At 60.8% G+C, this 17,438-nt stretch carries 13 protein-coding genes and 1 pseudogene; all 14 read left to right on the top strand.

Features of this window, described 5'->3' with window-relative positions; genetic code table 11:
* Positions 1-185: 185 nt before the first annotated feature.
* Complete coding sequence (gene gap, locus DFS28_RS22275; protein ID WP_008155846.1) at positions 186-1,187, top strand: type I glyceraldehyde-3-phosphate dehydrogenase; 1,002 nt, start codon at positions 186-188, stop codon at positions 1,185-1,187.
* 29 nt (positions 1,188-1,216) lie between these two features.
* A complete protein-coding gene (locus tag DFS28_RS22270; protein WP_008155845.1) occupies positions 1,217-1,681 on the top strand; it encodes a methylglyoxal synthase in 465 nt (154 codons plus the stop codon).
* A 90-nt stretch (positions 1,682-1,771) separates the two neighbouring features.
* On the top strand, positions 1,772-2,290 hold the full coding sequence (locus DFS28_RS22265) for an RNA polymerase sigma factor (protein WP_111451458.1): 519 nt from the start codon (positions 1,772-1,774) through the stop codon (positions 2,288-2,290).
* A gap of 196 nt (positions 2,291-2,486) precedes the next feature.
* Positions 2,487-3,395, top strand: coding sequence for a FecR domain-containing protein (locus tag DFS28_RS22260; RefSeq protein WP_111451457.1), 909 nt, complete (start codon positions 2,487-2,489; stop codon positions 3,393-3,395).
* A gap of 182 nt (positions 3,396-3,577) precedes the next feature.
* A complete protein-coding gene (locus tag DFS28_RS22255; protein WP_111451456.1) occupies positions 3,578-6,169 on the top strand; it encodes a TonB-dependent receptor in 2,592 nt (863 codons plus the stop codon).
* A gap of 115 nt (positions 6,170-6,284) precedes the next feature.
* Positions 6,285-6,887 carry a biliverdin-producing heme oxygenase gene (locus DFS28_RS22250; RefSeq protein ID WP_111451455.1) on the top strand — a complete coding sequence of 201 codons (603 nt, stop codon included), beginning with the start codon at positions 6,285-6,287 and terminating at the stop codon, positions 6,885-6,887.
* Positions 6,888-7,042: 155 nt separating this feature from the next.
* Positions 7,043-7,432, top strand: coding sequence for a YbaN family protein (locus DFS28_RS22245; RefSeq protein ID WP_111451454.1), 390 nt, complete (start codon positions 7,043-7,045; stop codon positions 7,430-7,432).
* Positions 7,433-7,610: 178 nt separating this feature from the next.
* Positions 7,611-8,843: pseudogene (locus DFS28_RS31250) on the top strand (chemotaxis protein); the annotation flags it as partial.
* A 150-nt stretch (positions 8,844-8,993) separates the two neighbouring features.
* Positions 8,994-9,749 (top strand): methyl-accepting chemotaxis protein, encoded by a 756-nt coding sequence (locus tag DFS28_RS31245; protein ID WP_371917827.1) that lies wholly within the window; start codon positions 8,994-8,996, stop codon positions 9,747-9,749.
* Positions 9,750-9,954: 205 nt separating this feature from the next.
* On the top strand, positions 9,955-11,283 hold the full coding sequence (locus DFS28_RS22235) for a CoA transferase (RefSeq protein WP_111451452.1): 1,329 nt from the start codon (positions 9,955-9,957) through the stop codon (positions 11,281-11,283).
* A 227-nt stretch (positions 11,284-11,510) separates the two neighbouring features.
* Entirely contained in the window at positions 11,511-11,876 is a 366-nt protein-coding gene (locus DFS28_RS22230) for a DUF5064 family protein (RefSeq protein WP_111451451.1), read from the top strand.
* 277 nt (positions 11,877-12,153) lie between these two features.
* The gene (locus DFS28_RS22225; protein WP_111451450.1) at positions 12,154-13,662 is read left to right on the top strand and encodes a sigma-54-dependent transcriptional regulator; all 1,509 of its coding nucleotides are present in this window, start codon (positions 12,154-12,156) and stop codon (positions 13,660-13,662) included.
* A gap of 431 nt (positions 13,663-14,093) precedes the next feature.
* Positions 14,094-14,477, top strand: a complete 384-nt coding sequence (gene gcvH, locus DFS28_RS22220) for a glycine cleavage system protein GcvH (RefSeq protein ID WP_007949423.1) — start codon at positions 14,094-14,096, stop codon at positions 14,475-14,477.
* An 11-nt stretch (positions 14,478-14,488) separates the two neighbouring features.
* The gene (gene gcvP, locus DFS28_RS22215; RefSeq protein ID WP_111451449.1) at positions 14,489-17,341 is read left to right on the top strand and encodes an aminomethyl-transferring glycine dehydrogenase; all 2,853 of its coding nucleotides are present in this window, start codon (positions 14,489-14,491) and stop codon (positions 17,339-17,341) included.
* Positions 17,342-17,438 lie beyond the last annotated feature (97 nt).

Here is a 17,438-nt window from a genome sequence, read left to right as displayed (position 1 = left end):
ATTGTCTATGCTGATCAAGAGCCGTTGTCGATGGGATGACAGACGGTTTTCTTGATCGGTCGGACCAGTTGATTCAGGTCACTCGTTGTAGATTGAACAAAATATTGCCATTAAAAAGGCTTGTTTTCTATTTTTATGCGAATAATCTTGTAATTCCAACAACAAAACGACGGCGGCCCTGTTAAATGACTCTTCGAATCGCAATCAATGGTTTTGGCCGAATTGGCCGTAACGTCCTGCGCGCACTGTATACCCAAGGTTATCGCCAGGATCTGCAGATCGTTGCCATCAATGACCTGGGCGACAGCGCGATGAACGCTCATCTGCTCAAGTACGACACTGTTCACGGCACGTTCGATGCCGATGTCCAGCATGATATGGAAAGCCTGACCGTCAACGGTGACCGTATTTCTGTCAGCGCCATTCGCAACCCGGCCGAGCTGCCGTGGGCTGCCGAGCAGATCGACGTCGTATTCGAATGCACCGGTTTGTTCACTGACCGTGCCAAAGCCGCCGCGCATATTACGGCCGGCGCACGCAAAGTGATCATCTCCGCCCCGGCCAAAGGTGCCGACGCCACGGTGGTGTATGGCGTTAACCACGACATTCTGCGCCAATCGCACCAGATCATTTCCAATGCGTCGTGCACCACCAACTGCCTGGCCCCGGTGGCCCAGGTGTTGCACCGCGAGCTGGGAATCGAAAGCGGCCTGATGACCACAATTCACGCCTACACCAACGATCAGCACCTGACCGACGTCTATCATGTCGATCCGTATCGTGCGCGCTCGGCCACCCAGAACATGATTCCGAGCAAAACCGGCGCGGCTGAAGCGGTCGGTCTCGTGCTGCCGGAACTGGCGGGCAAACTGACCGGCATGTCGGTACGCGTGCCGGTCATCAACGTGTCGCTGGTGGACCTGACCGTGCAACTCAAGCGCGAAGCGTCGGCCGATGAAGTGAACGCGCTGCTGAAAGAAGCCAGCCAGCATTCGAAAATTCTCGGTTACAACACCCTGCCGCTGGTCTCCAGCGACTTCAATCACAACCCGCTGTCATCGATCTTTGACGCCAACCACACCAAGTCCAGCGGCAAGCTGCTCAAGGTGCTGGCCTGGTACGACAACGAATGGGGCTTCTCCAACCGCATGCTCGATAACTGCCTGGCGCTGTGCAACGCTGAATAACCCGCCGTGAAAAAGCAGGAGCAGCACCGATGATCGGTATCAGCTTTACGCAAAAGACCATGGCAGCGCGCAAGCGTATTGCCTTGGTCGCCCACGACCACTGCAAAGTGTTTTTGCTGGACTGGGCCGAGCGGCAGAAAGACAGGCTCGCACAGCATGAACTGGTCGCCACCGGCACCACCGGGTTGTTGTTGCAACAACGCCTGGATTTGCCTGTGGAGAGCATGATCAGCGGCCCATTGGGCGGCGACCAGCAACTCGGTGCGCGAATCGCCGAGCAGCGGGTCGACATGCTGGTGTTCTTCTGGGACCCGTTCGAACCACAGCCGCACGACCCGGACATCAAGGCGTTATTGCGCGTCGCGGCGGTCTGGAACATTCCCGTCGCCTGCAACGAATGCAGCGCCGACTACCTGCTCAGCAGCCCGATGATGGAGCAGGCGCACGAACATCGGATCCCCGATTACGCGACCTATCTGCTGGGCCGCGCCTAGCCCTTCAAAAATCAGCTTCACAAATCAATACTTGACCACTCGAGCGGATGATAAGCATTATCATTCGCTCGAAATGGATCAGGTCCTCCCGTGAGTCAATCTCGCTTCAATCACGTCTTCATCGCCCAGCGAGTCTCTCTGCTGCGCACATTGGAGCGGATAGTCAACAATCACAGCACCGCCGAAGACCTCCTGCAGGAGACCTACCTGCGAGTGACCCGGGCGCTTAGTGAGCGGGCCATTGATCACCTTGAACCCTTCGTTTTCCAGACCGCTCGCAACCTGGCGCTGGACCATTTGCGCGCGCGGCGCATCCAGTCCCGCACGATGCTCGACGACGTGCCGCTGGACGTGGTGGAAAGCGTCGCCGCCCCCGCCAGCAGTGCGGAAGACGCCGCCCATGCCGAACAATTGCTTGAGCGTTTGAACGTGAGCCTCAATGAACTCAGCGCCCGTCAGCAGCAGATTTTCATCCTCAGCCGTCTGCACGGGCACAGCTATCTGGAGATCGCCGAGAAGCTTGGCGTGTCATTGAGCACGGTGCAAAAGGAGCTGAAATTGATCATGGCGATCTGCATCGGCGTGGCCGAACGGTTAAACGGCGACTGAGTCTGTAGGTTAATTCTCTATGTGTGAGGATGACCTGCACTGACTATCGGGCTTTGCTACCCTTGCCCCACTTTCAAGCTTCATTAAAAAAACAGCGGTGCCAAGACACTGCCGAGGAAACACCGTGACGGACACGCTTCCAGTGCCTCCCCCCGCCCCCTCTCCGCCTTCCCCGGCGCAGGACCCCGCAAGTGCGATGGACCAGGCCCTGGACTGGCTGATCGTGCTGGACAATCCGAGCGAAGAACAGACCCGACAGTTTCACGACTGGCTGGCCGCCCATCCGTTGCATGCCGAGGCGTTCGCCAAGGCTCAGGTGATCTGGGAAGGGCCACAGGTCGTACTATGCGCGCAAAGCCTGGCCGCCCGGCCGCCGAAAGTGACCGTCCTGTCGCGCCTGCGACCGCACTGGAAACCCTTGGCCACCGCCGCCGTGCTGATCCTCGGTTTGTTCAGCTTCAGCAATCTGCCGATTCGCCTGCAGGCCGATCACCTGACCGTGGTCGGTGAACGCCAACGACTGCGATTGGAGGATGGCTCGAAGGTCCTGCTCAATACCAATTCGGCCTTCTCCAGCACCATCAACGATCAACAGCGCGTGGCCCGTTTGTATCAGGGCGAGGCATTTTTCGAGGTCGCGGCCGATCGCGGCCAGCCGCTGGAAATCGACGCCGGGCCAGTCAAGGCCAGCGTGCGGGACACCGCGTTTGCGGTGCGCTATCTGGACGGCGTGGCACAGGTTCGGGTGCAGCGTGGGGATGTCGACTTGCGAGCGACCCGCGACGACGCGCGAATTCGATTGTCCGCCGGACAAAGCATCCGCATCGGCCCCAACGGTTTCGATCGTCCCGCCAAACTTGATGCCGCGACCGACCTGGCGTGGGTCCAGGGTCGACTGGTGTTCGAAAACTGCCCGCTGAGCCAGGTGCTGGCGGAGCTGCGTCGTTACTACCCCGGCTGGATCATCAACAACAACGAGCAGTTGGCCGACATCGCCGTCACCGGCAACTACCGCCTCGACCAGCCGCTGGACGTGGTCCGCTCGCTGGCCCAGATCACCTCGGCACGGCTCCAGGAATTCCCGGCGCTGGTGATTTTGAACTAGGGGGCGTTCTCAATTACTTTCCCCGGCGCGGTGGGGAAACTAATTGAGAACGCCCCCTAGATGAGAATTATTTTTACTCGATAGCCAAACCCCGTACGTCTCGTTATAGCCAATGCAATTGATTCGCATCTTCAGATGCCGATCAGCACCTATAAAGATTCGTGCGACACGGAGCGCTATTGATGTCCTCTCGCCTTACCTGCCAACCTTCTTCACCTTCTCGCGTGCTGTCGCTGCTGACCGCCGCCATCCTGATGGCCGGCAGCACGCAGCTCTACGCCGCCACCTCGGCCGAGCAACCGACCCGCAACATGGGCGATTACGCGTTCGCCATCCCTCAGCAGTCGCTGGTTTCGGCACTCAATGCCTTTACCGCCGTGACCGGCTGGCAGGTCGGCTTGCCGGCAGAACTGGCTGAAGGCGTGGCCTCGCCGGGTGTGCGGGGTTCGCTGCCGCCAGAGAAAGCCCTTGATCGCCTGTTGGTGGGGACCAACCTGAGCTATCGCAAACTGGGCACCAATAACATAGTGCTGGAGAAACGCAGCAACGGCAGCGCGCTCAACCTGGACCAGGTGACCATCAGCGCCACTCGCCAGGAACAAAGCATCGCCAGCGTGCCGAGCACCGTCACCGTTCACACTCGCGAAGAGCTGGACCGCAACAACGTCAATACCATCAAGGATCTGGTGCGCTACGAACCGGGCGTCTCGGTGGGTGGTGCCGGGACCCGAGGCGGAATCAGCGGCTACAACATTCGCGGCATCGACGGCGACCGGATCCTGACCCAAATCGACGGCGTCGAGATTCCGAACGGTTTCTTCAACGGCCCGTATGCCAAAACCCAGCGTAACTACGTCGACCCGGAAATTATCAAGCGCGTCGAGATTCTGCGCGGCCCGGCCTCGGTGCTCTATGGCAGCAACGCCATCGGCGGCGCGGTCAGCTATTTCACCCTCGACGCGGACGACATCATTAAGCCCGGCCAGGACGTCGGTGCTCGCCTGAAGACCGGGTACAGCTCCGCTGACGAAAGCTGGCTGAAGTCCGCCACCGTCGCCGGCCGTACCGATCAGTTCGATGGCTTGCTGCATTACAGCCAACGCGATGGTCACGAAACCGATTCCTTTGGCAGCAACAACGGCACCGGCCTGGACCGTACCGCGGCCAACCCGGAAGACGTGCGAGCCACCAACGTATTGGCCAAGATTGGCTGGAACTACAATGAAAGTTCACGCCTTGGCCTGACCTACGAGAAGTACAAGGACGATCGCGACACCGATCAGAAAAGCGCTTACGGCGGCCCGTACTTCAATGGCCAGCCGACGATCCCGAACAGCATGCTGCCCGGCGGCATGTACCAGTGGCGCACCGGCAACGACACCATTACCCGTGAGCGTTTCGGCCTGGAACACAGCTTCGCACTCGACAGCCTGCTGGCAGACAACGTCAAGTGGAGCCTGAACCATCAGATCGCCAAAACCGATCAGAGCACCGAAGAATTCTATTTCCCGATGACCCGTAGAGTGCTGCGCACCCGCGACACGCTTTACGAAGAGAAACAGTGGGTCTTCGATGCCCAACTGGATAAAGCCTTCAACATCGCTGACACCGGGCACTTGCTGACTTACGGCACCACCCTCAAGCAACAGAAAGTCACCGGCTCGCGCAGCGGCGACGGCAAGTGCCTGGCGGTCGGTCGCGGCTGTACGGCCATCGGCGCAACCAGCGCGGCCGATGTGCTGAAAAAATCCAGCGACTTCCCGGACCCGACCATCAATACCTACAGCCTGTTCGCCCAGGATCAGATCAGCTGGAACAAGTGGACCTTCCTGCCGGGCCTGCGCTACGACTACACCCAGCTCAAGCCGCACATCACCCAGGAATTCCTCAATACCGTGGCCGCCGACGGTCGCGGAACCGTCAGCGATAAGAACAAAACCTGGCACAAAGTTTCACCCAAGTTTGGCCTGACCTATGCCCTGACCGATCAGTACACCTGGTATGGCCAGTACGCTGAAGGTTTCCGCACGCCAACCGCCAAGGCGTTGTACGGACGCTTCGAGAACACCACCACCGGCTACAGCGTGGCGCCGAACCCGGACCTGGAACCGGAAAAAAGCAAAAGCTACGAGACCGGTCTGCGCGGCAACTTCGAGTCCGGCTCGTTCGATGTGGCGGTGTTCTATAACAAGTACCGCGACTTCATTAACGAAGACGCGGTCACTCCTGGTTACAGCGAGCTGACCTTCCAGAGCAACAACATCAAACACGCGACCATCAAGGGCGCAGAGATCAAGGGCCGCCTGAACCTCGACGCGTTCGGCGCACCACAAGGTCTCTACACCCAGGGCTCGATGGCCTACGCCTACGGCCGCAACAACGACACCGGCGAGCCGATCAACAGCGTCAACCCGCTGACCGGTGTATTCGGTCTCGGTTATGACCAGGACAACTATGGCGGCTTGCTCAGCTGGACGCTGGTGAAGAAGAAGGATCGCGTCGACGACAGCAACTTCAAGTCGCCGGACGGTGTGAGCAGCCAGTTCAAATCGCCGGGCTTCGGCGTGCTCGATCTGACCGGCTTCTACAAAGTCACCGACGACGTCACCGTCAGCGCTGGCGTCTACAACCTGACCGACAAAAAGTACTGGCTGTGGGATGACGTGCGCGGTTACGACAGCGTCGGCGAAGCGGCAGTGCTGAGCCCGGCCAACCTCGATCGCCTGACCCAACCGGGTCGCAACTTCGCGGTCAATCTGGTCTGGGATATCTGACCCTGCCACCTCGTTGCGCTGCTTTTAGAGAAGTGGCGCAGTGAGGTCTTTTTTACTGTCTGGTGCGTTCTTGTTCGTCTCGTTACCAAGCGCCTCTTTTTCTCAAGGACTTCTCATGACCAATCAGGACACTGCTCAACGCCCTGCTCTGCGTTCGCAACGTTTGAACCAGATCACCCACGAGCCTCATACCAGGCTTGATGCCTTGGTCAAAGCCCACGCACCGTTTGAAACCCAAGCCAACTTCGCGCGGTTCGTGGTGGCGCAGTATTTGTTTCAGTCGGAACTGGTGTCGCTGTACAACGATGCCGAATTGACCGCCATCGTCCCGGACCTGCCTGCCCGCTGCCGTGCTGAAGCGGCCAAGGCTGACCTGGCAGATCTGGAAACCGAAGCGCCAGCCCCCGTCGCCGGGGCGGTGAAGAGTCCAGCCAAAGCCGAGGCGCTGGGTTGGCTGTTCGTGTCGGAAGGCTCGAAACTTGGCGCGGCGTTTTTGATTAAGCGTGCTGTAGCGCTTGGGTTAAGCGAAACCTTCGGAGCTCGTCATCTCGGTGAACCGGCCGGTGGTCGCGCTGAAGGCTGGAAGCGCTTCGTCAAAACCCTCGATGGGCTGGAACTCAGCGCACAAGAAGAAGCCGAGTTGGATAAAGGCGCAATCGACGCGTTCAACCGCTTTACCGTATTGCTGGAACAGGCTTACACCCCAGAACTCGCCTGAAGAAATACATCCCCCCTGTGGGAGCGAGCCTGCTCGCGATAGCGGCTTAATATTCAACAGAGATGTTGAATGGTAAATCGCTATCGCGAGCAGGCTCACTCCCACAGGGTTTGAGCAGGTCTTCCAAATTCCGATCTTGCCTCTTACGACCTCCCATGCCTGCCTCCTCAAAACTCGCCCGTTTGCTCTTCGGTCTCCTGGCCTACATCAGCCTGGCCATCGGCCTGATCGCCATCATCGTACCCGGCCTGCCGACCACCGAGTTCATCCTGCTGGCCGCCTGGGCCGCGACCAAAAGTTCGCCGCGCCTGAGTGCCTGGCTGGAAAACCATCGGCTGTTCGGTTCCATCCTGCGCAACTGGCGCAACGGCAAAATCATCGCCCGCCGAGCCAAGGTCAGCGCCACCGTGAGCATGCTGCTGTGCGCCGGGTTGATGCTGGTGATGCTCGATCCTGGCTGGCCGATTTTTCTGGCGATTGCCGGCATGAGCCTGGGCAATCTGTGGATCTGGTCGCGACCGGAATCATTGCCGACAATTTCCTGAATTTCTGTCCTTTTCAGGGCATTTTCCTGCGCAAACGTTCACCTGCTACCGTTCGTCGGCTTCGCGTTCATGCAACCCCTGCCCACGCCGATGAGCATTAAATGGCGCTGAATGGACTTGGCGAATTGGGTCGATCCCGACTCACAGCCAACACCTCATTCATTCGCGAGCTCGTCCTATGTTCGACTCTCTCTCCATCCGCCTGAAAATCGTCCTGCTGTCCGGTCTGTGCCTGCTGGGCGTGGTCGTCCTGATCGTCGGCATGAACATCTACCAGACCGATCAGAACGATGAACTGGTCAGCGCCTCCAGCAGCAACATGCTCACCGCCAGCGTGCAGAACCTGCTCCAGGCCAAGGCCGCCGAGCAAGCAGTGCGGGTGCAGAAGACCTTCGGTGAAAGCCTGCTGGTGGTGACCGCCCTGGCCGATCAGATCAAGGACATGCGCACCATGGCGAGCACGCGCTCCCTTGAGGCCGGCGCCCTGCGTGAGGAGTTGAACCAGAGCCTGAAAACCGCCTTCGAGCGCAACAGTAAAGTGCTCGGTATCTGGCTGGCATTCGAACCCAATGGCCTCGACGGCAAGGACAGCGAGTTCGCCAACGATGCCGCTCGCCAATCCAACGAAGTCGGTCGTTTCGCCAGCTACTGGAGCCGTGCCGGCGGTGTCGGGATCAACACGATCATGGTCGAAGACGACATGACCAAAACCACCTTGAGCCTCAGCGGCACGCCCTATAACAGTTGGTACACCTGCCCTCGCGACAGCAAGCGCACCTGCCTGCTCGACCCATATGCCGACACTGTCGCCGGCAAGGAAATGCTGATGACCACCATTTCCGTACCGCTGCTGGTGGATGGCAAATCCATCGGCGTGGTCGGTGTGGACATCGCCCTCGACGCGCTGCAAGCGGCGGCTGTCGACTCCCAACGCGATCTGTTCAACAGCGCCGGGCACATGCTGATTGTCTCCGGCAGCGGCGTACTCGCCGGTTACAGCGTCGACGCGAGCAAGGTCGGTAAAAGCATCGGCGACACCCTGGGCGCAGACGGCAAGGACGTTCTGCAATTGCTCAGCGCTGGCACGCCGAAGATTCTCGAACAGGGCGACCTGATTCGAGCGGTATACCCGGTCAGTCCGATTGCCGAGTCCAAAGCCTGGGGCGTGGTGATCGACCTGCCGAAACACGTGTTGCTGGCCGACTCGGTCAAGTTGCAAGCCGTACTCGATGACGCCCAGCAAAGCGGCACGATCAAAGCCGTTTTGGTGGCGGTGATTGCCGGCCTGGTCGGACTGTTGCTGATCTGGCTCACGGCGTCCGGCGTGACCCGGCCGATCAACAGCGTGGCCGAGATGCTCAAGGCGATTGCCAGCGGCGACGGCGATCTGACCCAGCGTCTGCACTACAGCAAGACAGACGAACTGGGCGAACTGGTGAGCTGGTTCAACCGCTTCCTCGACAAGCTGCAACCGACCATCGCGCAGATCAAACAAAGCATCACCGATGCGCGCGGCACCGCCGACCAGTCTTCGGAAATCGCCCGCCAGACCAGCGAAGGCATGCAAGTGCAGTTCCGCGAAATCGACCAGGTCGCCACCGCGTCCAACGAAATGAGCGCCACCGCCCACGACGTCGCCAACAGTGCCTCGAACGCGGCTAACGCGGCCAAGGGTGCCGATCAGTCGGCCCGCGACGGCATGCAGATCATCGAACGCAGCACCCGCGACATCAATCAACTGGCCGACGAAGTCAGCAAGGCCGTGACCGAAGTCGAAGCGTTGGCGGTCAACAGCGAGCAGATCGGTTCGGTGCTGGAGGTGATCCGCAGCATCGCCGAACAAACCAACCTGCTGGCGCTCAACGCGGCGATTGAAGCGGCGCGTGCCGGCGAGAGCGGTCGCGGGTTTGCGGTGGTCGCCGATGAAGTGCGCAACCTGGCCAAACGCACCCAGGATTCGGTGGAAGAAATCCGCATCGTGATTGAACGCATCCAGACCGGCACTCGCGGCGTGGTGGCCACGATGCATTCGAGCCAGACCCAGGCTCACAGCAACGCCGGGCAGATCCAGCAAGCTGTCCAGGCCTTGAGCAAAATCAGCGACGCGGTGACGGTCATCAGCGACATGAACCTGCAAATCGCCAGCGCCGCCGAACAGCAAAGCGCCGTGGCCGAAGAGGTCAACCGCAACGTCTCGGCGATCCGTACCGTCACCGAAACCCTGACCGGCCAGGCCACCGAATCGGCGCAGATCAGCAGCCACCTCAACTCGCTGACCTCGCACCAGATGAAATTGATGGATCAGTTTCGGGTGTAATACAACTTCCATGACCGCAGAAAATCCCCTGTGGGAGCGGGCTTGCTCGCGAAAGCGGTGTGTCAGGCGCCAGCAATGTTGCTGACCCGACGCCTTCGCGAGCAAGCCCGCTCCCACAGGGATTGTGTTCAGCTGGCCTCATCGTTTTCATCTGACAGCGCCGTTTTTTGATCTATGCTCGGGCTCTCGTTCCGGAGGGCCTTCGATGACTGATTTACTCACGTCCATTCAAGCCGCACTCGGCTTGCCTCGCACCCAGGTCAAGTTCACCTCGAGCGGCGCCTTGCCCTCGGCGTTTGCCGTCACCGACCTGGCATGCGCCAGCATTGCCGCTGCCGGTCAGGCTGTCAGCGAATGGCTGCAGCAACAGACCGGTCGTTTACCCACCCTTGAGGTCGACCGCCGCCTCGCTTCTTTCTGGTTCGCCACGTCGATCCGCCCGATAGGCTGGAGCGTTCCGCCACTCTGGGACCCCGTCGCCGGTGACTACGCGGCCAAAGACGGATGGATCCGCCTGCACACCAACGCCCCCCATCACCGCGCCGCTGCCGAAAAAGTGCTCGGCGCCTGTGCCGACCGTGCAGCGATGGCGAGCAAGGTTGCTCAATGGGCCAAAGGCGATCTGGAGCAAGCCGTGGTCGATGCCGGTGGCTGCGCTGCCGAGATGCGTAGCTGGGCGCAATGGCAGACGCATCCCCAAGGTCAGGCCGTGAACGCCGAGCCACTGATTCAGTTGGCGGACAACAGCCGCCAGAACGCGAAACCGTGGCAAGGCTCGGTGGCGCAACCGCTGGCCGGCGTCAAGGTGCTGGATTTGACTCGAGTGCTCGCCGGCCCCATCGCCAGCCGTTTCCTGGCAGGCCTCGGCGCCGACGTTTTGCGCATCGACCCACCGACCTGGAACGAACCGGGCGTGGTGCCGGAAGTCACCCTGGGCAAACGCTGCGCGCGTCTGGACCTGCACGACAAGACTGATCGCGCGGTGTTCGAAAGCCTGCTCAAGGACGCTGACATTCTGCTCCACGGCTACCGCGCCGATGCACTGGAACATCTCGGTTACGGCACCGCAGAACGCCAGAAACTGGCGCCCGGCCTGATCGACGTCAGCCTCAATGCCTACGGTTGGAGCGGCCCGTGGCAGAACCGCCGCGGCTTCGACAGCCTGGTACAAATGAGCAGCGGAATCGCCGACGCCGGCATGCACTGGAAGCGCGCAGACAAGCCAACGCCATTGCCCTTGCAAGCGCTCGATCACGCCACCGGGTATTTGATGGCGGCCAGTGCGATTCGATTATTGGGGCGCGGTGGCTCGGCACGGTTGTCGTTGGCGCGTACGGCGAAGTTGCTGATTGAAAACGGCCCGGGAACCGATGAGCCGTTGCGGGCGGAGGATGACAGCGATCAAGGGCTGTTGGTGGAGCAGACGCCTTGGGGACCGGCGCATCGACTTCATGTGCCGCTGAAGATTACGGGGACGCCGTTGCAGTGGACACTTGCGGCTTCAGAATTGGGCTCCCATCGCGCGCAGTGGTAGCCGACCGATCGTTCCCTTGCGGATGATTGTTCCCACGCTCTGGTGTGCACCCCAAAAGTTGGACACGACCGATGGGGTGTTTCATGGGAAAGTACACGGTTAAAGCGAAGCTATCATCGGTCCACTCTCGGACACGGCGACACCCGGATGAGCTATCAATAAAAGAAACTCCGAGGGCAGGCTTGAGGTCTGCCCTGATTCAATGGCTGTTTGAAGGAGAGAAATCAATGGCAACGTTCGAGCCCGGTCACCTGCACATCGAGCGCTACGCGCTGAACAAGGATGATTACAGTTACAACCTGCACATCGAATATGCCGTCAGCCAGGATCCCAAGGAGGGCGAAGGCATGCTCTTCAAGATGCATGGTTCGGTTGGGGACAAGGCATTGCAGGAAGAATTCTTCCTGCCCAAGGACCAGGCCTTCGACTTCGCCCGACATGTCACACGCATCGCGCAGAAGTACGGGATGCCCAAAGAGGCCAGTATCGGCTCGATACACAAGGAGTACGACGCCATGTTTGAAGATGTGCGGGCGCAGCTCCATGTCAAATCCGGCGACCCGATAAAACCCGAGCATCTGGATCGAATCTGAAGGTCCCCCCTCACCCTAACCCTCCCGAAACGTCGGACCGCCCCGAGGGGCGAGGGGACTGACCGAGTTGCTCTTTCGAGTGACATCGACCTGAGATATCGAGTCGGACTCAGGTTTCGAAAAGCCCCCAATCTGCACCCTTTCCCCCTCTCCCCACTGGGGAGAGGGCTGGGGTGAGGGGTCGATCTTCCTGCCAACTCCAATCTCAAGATTTCACCCCAGCCCTCCTCCAAGGCATACTTGCCACCCTCCGCACTCCAGAACCCAAAAACGCCCCATGCGTATCCACGTCAGTTTCATCGACCGCGTCGGCATTACCCAGGAAGTCCTGGCCCTGCTCGGTGGGCGCAATCTCAACCTGGATGCGGTGGAAATGATTCCGCCCAACGTCTACATCGACGCCCCGACCCTGAGCCCGGAAGTCCTCGAAGAACTGCGCGATGCGCTGTTCAGTGTGCGCGGCGTGCAAGCGGTGACGGTGGTCGACATTCTTCCCGGTCAGCGCCGGCACCTGCAGCTTGATGCGTTGCTCGCGGCCATGACCGACCCGGTCCTGGCGCTGGACAGTGCCGGCAAGGTACTGCTGGCCAACCCGGCATTGATTGCGTTGTACGGTCGCGAGCCTGACGGCGAAAGCATCGCCGACCTGTTCGCCGACCCGGCACTGCTCGAAGCCCTTCTGGAAAACGGCTTCCGCCTGCCGCTGCGGGAAGTCACCGTCAACGGCCAGACGTTGCTGCTGGACGCCACACCGATTACCGACGCCGGCGCCCTGCTGACCCTGTATCAACCCAACCGTATCGGCGAACGCCTCTCGGCGCTGCACCACGACCATGCCGAAGGTTTCGATGCGCTGCTCGGTGAATCCCCGGCGATTCGCACCCTCAAGGCTCGCGCCCAGCGCGTGGCGGCCCTTGATGCGCCGTTGCTGATCCAGGGCGAAACCGGCACCGGCAAAGAACTGGTAGCGCGTGCCTGCCACGCCATCAGCGCCCGGTACAGTTCGCCATTTTTGGCGCTGAACTGCGCGGCATTGCCGGAGAACCTCGCCGAAAGCGAACTGTTCGGCTACGCCCCCGGCGCCTTCACCGGCGCACAACGGGGTGGCAAACCGGGGCTGATGGAACTGGCCAACCAGGGCACGGTGTTTCTCGATGAGATCGGCGAGATGTCGCCGTACTTGCAGGCCAAACTGCTGCGCTTCTTGAACGACGGCAGTTTCCGCAGGGTGGGCGGGGATCGTGAGGTGAAGGTCAATGTGCGGATCCTCAGCGCCACGCACCGCGATCTGGAAAAAATGGTCAGCGAAGGTTCGTTCCGCGAAGACCTGTTCTATCGCCTCAACGTCCTGAACGTCGAAGTCCCGCCCCTGCGCGAACGCGGCCAGGACATCCTGCTGCTGGCCCGCTACTTCATGCAGCAGGCCTGCGCGCAGATCCAGCGCCCGGTCTGTCGCCTGGCGCCCGGCACCTATCCGGCACTGCTGGGCAATCGCTGGCCGGGCAACGTGCGGCAATTGCAGAACGTGATCTTCCGCGCCGCTGCGATTTGCGAGAGCAGCCTGGTCGACATTGGCGACCTCGATATCGCCGGCACCTCCGTGGCGCGTCAGAGCGACAGCGACGTTGACAGCCTCGAACAGGCGATGGAAGAGTTCGAAAAAACCCTGCTGGAAAAACTCTACGTCAGCTACCCCTCGACCCGCCAACTGGCCAGCCGCCTGCAAACCTCCCACACCGCGATTGCCCATCGGTTGCGCAAATACGGCATTCCCAACAAGCCGTAAGCCCTACTCGTTCAAAACTGTGGGAGCGGGCTTGCTCGCGAAAGCGGTGTGTCAGGCGCCAGCAATGTTGCTGACCCGACGCCTTCGCGAGCAAGCCCGCTCCCACAGGTTTTGTGTTGGCTTCAGAATCGTGTTTAAAAGCGACCTCCATCTGTACTGAAAGCGCTACAGTGGAACGATATCGCTACACCCTCTCCTGATCACCGCTGTGCAAGGCTTTGATCCACTTAGGCTTTTTTCTTCGCCCTGGGCTGTAGCGATTTCGCTACAGCCAGCAAATCGCCGCACCTCAACTAAACACATAACCTATTGATTTTTAACGACTAAAAAACATTGGCCGCGTTTTTGCTTAGTAACCATCCATAAAGTACGGCATTGCCGAGTATTTCAATCGCGTCCACCAGACGAGTCTGGCCCCCTTAGGAGTTTCCATGAGCGAGTTGCGTTTTACTGAAGATCACGAATGGCTGCGTACCGAAGCTGACGGCACCGTCACAGTCGGCATTACCGCTTTCGCACAGAACGCCTTGGGCGACGTGGTTTTCGTACAACTGCCTGAGCTGCAGTCCTACGACAAAGGCGCTGAAGCCGCCACCGTGGAATCGGTAAAAGCTGCCAGCGGCGTGTACATGCCACTGGACGGTGAAGTGCTGGAAGTGAATCCGGCGCTGGACAGCAGCCCTGAACTGGTCAACGAAGATCCGCTGGGCGAAGGCTGGTTCTTCCGCTTCCAGCCTACCGATGCATCGGCTGTCGCCAAACTGCTGGATCAAGACGCTTACGACCGTCTGATCAAAGCCAACGCCGAAGCCTGAGGAGCGCTGACATGACTCAAGTAAGCCTGACCACTGCCAACGAATTCATCGCCCGCCACATCGGCCCGCGTACCGGCGACGAGCAAGCCATGCTCAACAGCCTCGGTTTCGACTCGCTGCAAGCCCTGAGCGCCAGCGTCATCCCCGACAGCATCAAGGGCACCAGCGTCCTCGGCCTCGAAGACGGCCTCAGCGAAGCCGACGCCCTGGCCTTGATCAAGTCCATCGCCAGCAAAAACCAGCTGTTCAAGACCTTCATCGGCCAGGGCTACTACGGCACGCACACGCCGTCGCCGATCCTGCGCAACCTGCTGGAAAACCCGGCCTGGTACACCGCGTACACGCCGTACCAGCCGGAAATTTCCCAGGGCCGCCTCGAAGCGCTGCTGAACTTCCAGACCCTGATCAGCGACCTCACCGGCCTGCCGATCGCCAACGCTTCCTTGCTCGACGAAGCCACCGCCGCCGCCGAAGCGATGACCTTCTGCAAACGCCTGAGCAAGAACAAGGGCAGCCACGCCTTCTTCGCCTCCGTGCATTGCCACCCGCAAACCCTCGACGTGCTGCGCACCCGCGCCGAGCCATTGGGCATCGACGTGGTCGTTGGCGACGAGCGCGAACTGAGCGACGTGACGCCGTTCTTCGGCGCCCTGCTGCAATACCCGGCAAGCAACGGTGATGTATTCGATTACCGCGAACTGACCGAACGCTTCCACGCCGCCAACGCCTTGGTCGCGGTCGCCGCCGACCTGCTGGCCCTGACCGTGCTGACTCCGCCGGGCGAGTTCGGCGCCGACGTGGCCATCGGCAGTGCGCAACGCTTCGGCGTGCCGCTGGGCTTCGGTGGCCCGCACGCGGCGTACTTCTCCACCAAGGATGCGTTCAAGCGCGACATGCCGGGCCGTCTGGTCGGTGTTTCCGTCGACCGTTTCGGCAAGCCGGCCCTGCGCCTGGCGATGCAGACCCGCGAGCAACACATCCGTCGCGAGAAGGCCACGTCGAACATCTGCACCGCCCAGGTGCTGTTGGCCAACATCGCCAGCATGTACGCCGTGTACCACGGCCCGAAAGGCCTGACCCAGATCGCCAACCGCGTGCATCACCTGACCGCGATTCTGGCCAAAGGCTTGAGCACCCTGGGCCTGAAGGTTGAGCAAGAAAACTTCTTCGACACCCTGACGATCAAGACCGGCGCGCACACTACCGCGCTGCACGAGAAGGCGCGTGCCCAGCAGATCAACCTGCGCGTGGTCGATGGCGAGCGTCTGGGCCTGTCCCTCGACGAAACCACGTCGCCAGCTGACGTGGAAACCCTGTGGGCCTTGCTGGCCGACGGCCAAACCCTGCCGGACTTCGCCGCCCTCGCCGCCTCGGTGGTTAGCGCAATCCCGGCCCCGCTGCTGCGCCAGTCGCCAATCCTCAGCCACCCGGTGTTCAACCGCTACCACTCGGAAACCGAGCTGATGCGCTACCTGCGCAAGCTCGCCGACAAGGACCTGGCGCTGGACCGCACCATGATCCCGCTGGGCTCGTGCACCATGAAACTCAACGCCGCCAGCGAAATGATCCCGGTGACCTGGGCCGAATTCGGCGCCCTGCACCCGTTCGCTCCGGCCGAACAAAGCGCCGGCTATCAGCAGCTGACCGACGAGCTGGAAGCGATGCTCTGCGCCGCCACCGGGTACGACGCGATCTCGCTGCAACCGAACGCCGGTTCCCAGGGTGAATACGCCGGCCTGCTGGCGATTCGCGCCTATCACCAGAGCCGTGGCGAAGACCGTCGCGACATCTGCCTGATCCCCTCGTCCGCCCACGGCACCAACCCGGCCACCGCCAACATGGCCGGCATGCGCGTGGTGGTCACCGCCTGCGATGCCCGCGGCAACGTCGACATCGAAGACCTGCGGGCCAAGGCCATCGAGCACCGCGAACACCTCGCCGCGCTGATGATCACCTACCCGTCGACCCACGGCGTGTTCGAAGAAGGCATCCGCGAAATCTGCGGCATCATTCACGACCACGGCGGCCAGGTGTACATCGACGGCGCCAACATGAATGCAATGGTCGGCCTCTGCGCGCCGGGCAAGTTCGGCGGCGACGTATCGCACCTGAACCTGCACAAAACCTTCTGCATCCCCCACGGCGGTGGCGGCCCGGGCGTCGGTCCGATTGGTGTCAAGTCGCACCTGACGCCGTTCCTGCCGGGCCACGCGCAGATGGAGCGCAAGGAAGGCGCGGTCTGCGCCGCACCGTTCGGCAGCGCGAGCATTTTGCCGATCACCTGGATGTACATTCGGATGATGGGCGGTGCCGGGCTCAAGCGTGCATCGCAACTGGCGATCCTCAATGCCAACTACATTTCCCGTCGCCTCGAAGAGCATTACCCGGTGCTGTACACCGGCAGCAACGGCCTGGTGGCGCATGAATGCATCCTCGATTTGCGTCCGCTGAAAGACAGCAGCGGCATCAGCGTCGATGACGTCGCCAAGCGCCTGATCGACTTCGGCTTCCACGCCCCGACCATGTCGTTCCCGGTCGCCGGCACGCTGATGATCGAGCCGACCGAAAGCGAATCCAAAGAAGAACTGGACCGCTTCTGCGACGCCATGATCCGCATCCGCGAAGAAATCCGCGCAGTGGAAAACGGCACCCTGGACAAGGACGACAACCCGCTGAAAAACGCCCCCCACACCGCGGCGGAAATCGTCGGCGAGTGGACGCATCCTTACAGCCGTGAGCAGGCGGTTTACCCGGTTGCGTCGCTGATCGAAGGCAAGTACTGGCCACCGGTCGGTCGGGTCGACAACGTGTTTGGTGATCGCAACCTGGTTTGCGCTTGCCCGTCGATCGAAAGCTACGCTTAAAACTGATGGGGGCGGGTTCGCCTGCCCCCATTTTCAAGTACACCGCATACACCCTTGTGGGAGCGGGCTTGCTCGCGAAAGCGGTGGATCAGTCACC

Source organism: Pseudomonas sp. 478 (assembly GCF_003254125.1).
Classification (GTDB): Bacteria; Pseudomonadota; Gammaproteobacteria; order Pseudomonadales; family Pseudomonadaceae; genus Aquipseudomonas.
This window is presented reverse-complemented; position numbering and strand designations above follow the sequence as displayed.

Excerpts from the sequence above, each read along its gene's own strand:
- gap (WP_008155846.1), top strand. The coding sequence starts at position 186 with ATGACTCTTCGAATCGCAATCAATGGTTTTGGCCGAATTGGCCGTAAC.
- DFS28_RS22270 (WP_008155845.1), top strand. The coding sequence starts at position 1,217 with ATGATCGGTATCAGCTTTACGCAAAAGACCATGGCAGCGCGCAAGCGT.
- DFS28_RS22260 (WP_111451457.1), top strand. The coding sequence starts at position 2,487 with ATGGACCAGGCCCTGGACTGGCTGATCGTGCTGGACAATCCGAGCGAA.
- DFS28_RS22255 (WP_111451456.1), top strand. The coding sequence starts at position 3,578 with ATGTCCTCTCGCCTTACCTGCCAACCTTCTTCACCTTCTCGCGTGCTG.
- DFS28_RS22250 (WP_111451455.1), top strand. The coding sequence starts at position 6,285 with ATGACCAATCAGGACACTGCTCAACGCCCTGCTCTGCGTTCGCAACGT.
- DFS28_RS22245 (WP_111451454.1), top strand. The coding sequence starts at position 7,043 with ATGCCTGCCTCCTCAAAACTCGCCCGTTTGCTCTTCGGTCTCCTGGCC.
- DFS28_RS31245 (WP_371917827.1), top strand. The coding sequence starts at position 8,994 with ATGCAAGTGCAGTTCCGCGAAATCGACCAGGTCGCCACCGCGTCCAAC.
- DFS28_RS22235 (WP_111451452.1), top strand. The coding sequence starts at position 9,955 with ATGACTGATTTACTCACGTCCATTCAAGCCGCACTCGGCTTGCCTCGC.
- DFS28_RS22230 (WP_111451451.1), top strand. The coding sequence starts at position 11,511 with ATGGCAACGTTCGAGCCCGGTCACCTGCACATCGAGCGCTACGCGCTG.
- DFS28_RS22225 (WP_111451450.1), top strand. The coding sequence starts at position 12,154 with ATGCGTATCCACGTCAGTTTCATCGACCGCGTCGGCATTACCCAGGAA.
- gcvH (WP_007949423.1), top strand. The coding sequence starts at position 14,094 with ATGAGCGAGTTGCGTTTTACTGAAGATCACGAATGGCTGCGTACCGAA.
- gcvP (WP_111451449.1), top strand. The coding sequence starts at position 14,489 with ATGACTCAAGTAAGCCTGACCACTGCCAACGAATTCATCGCCCGCCAC.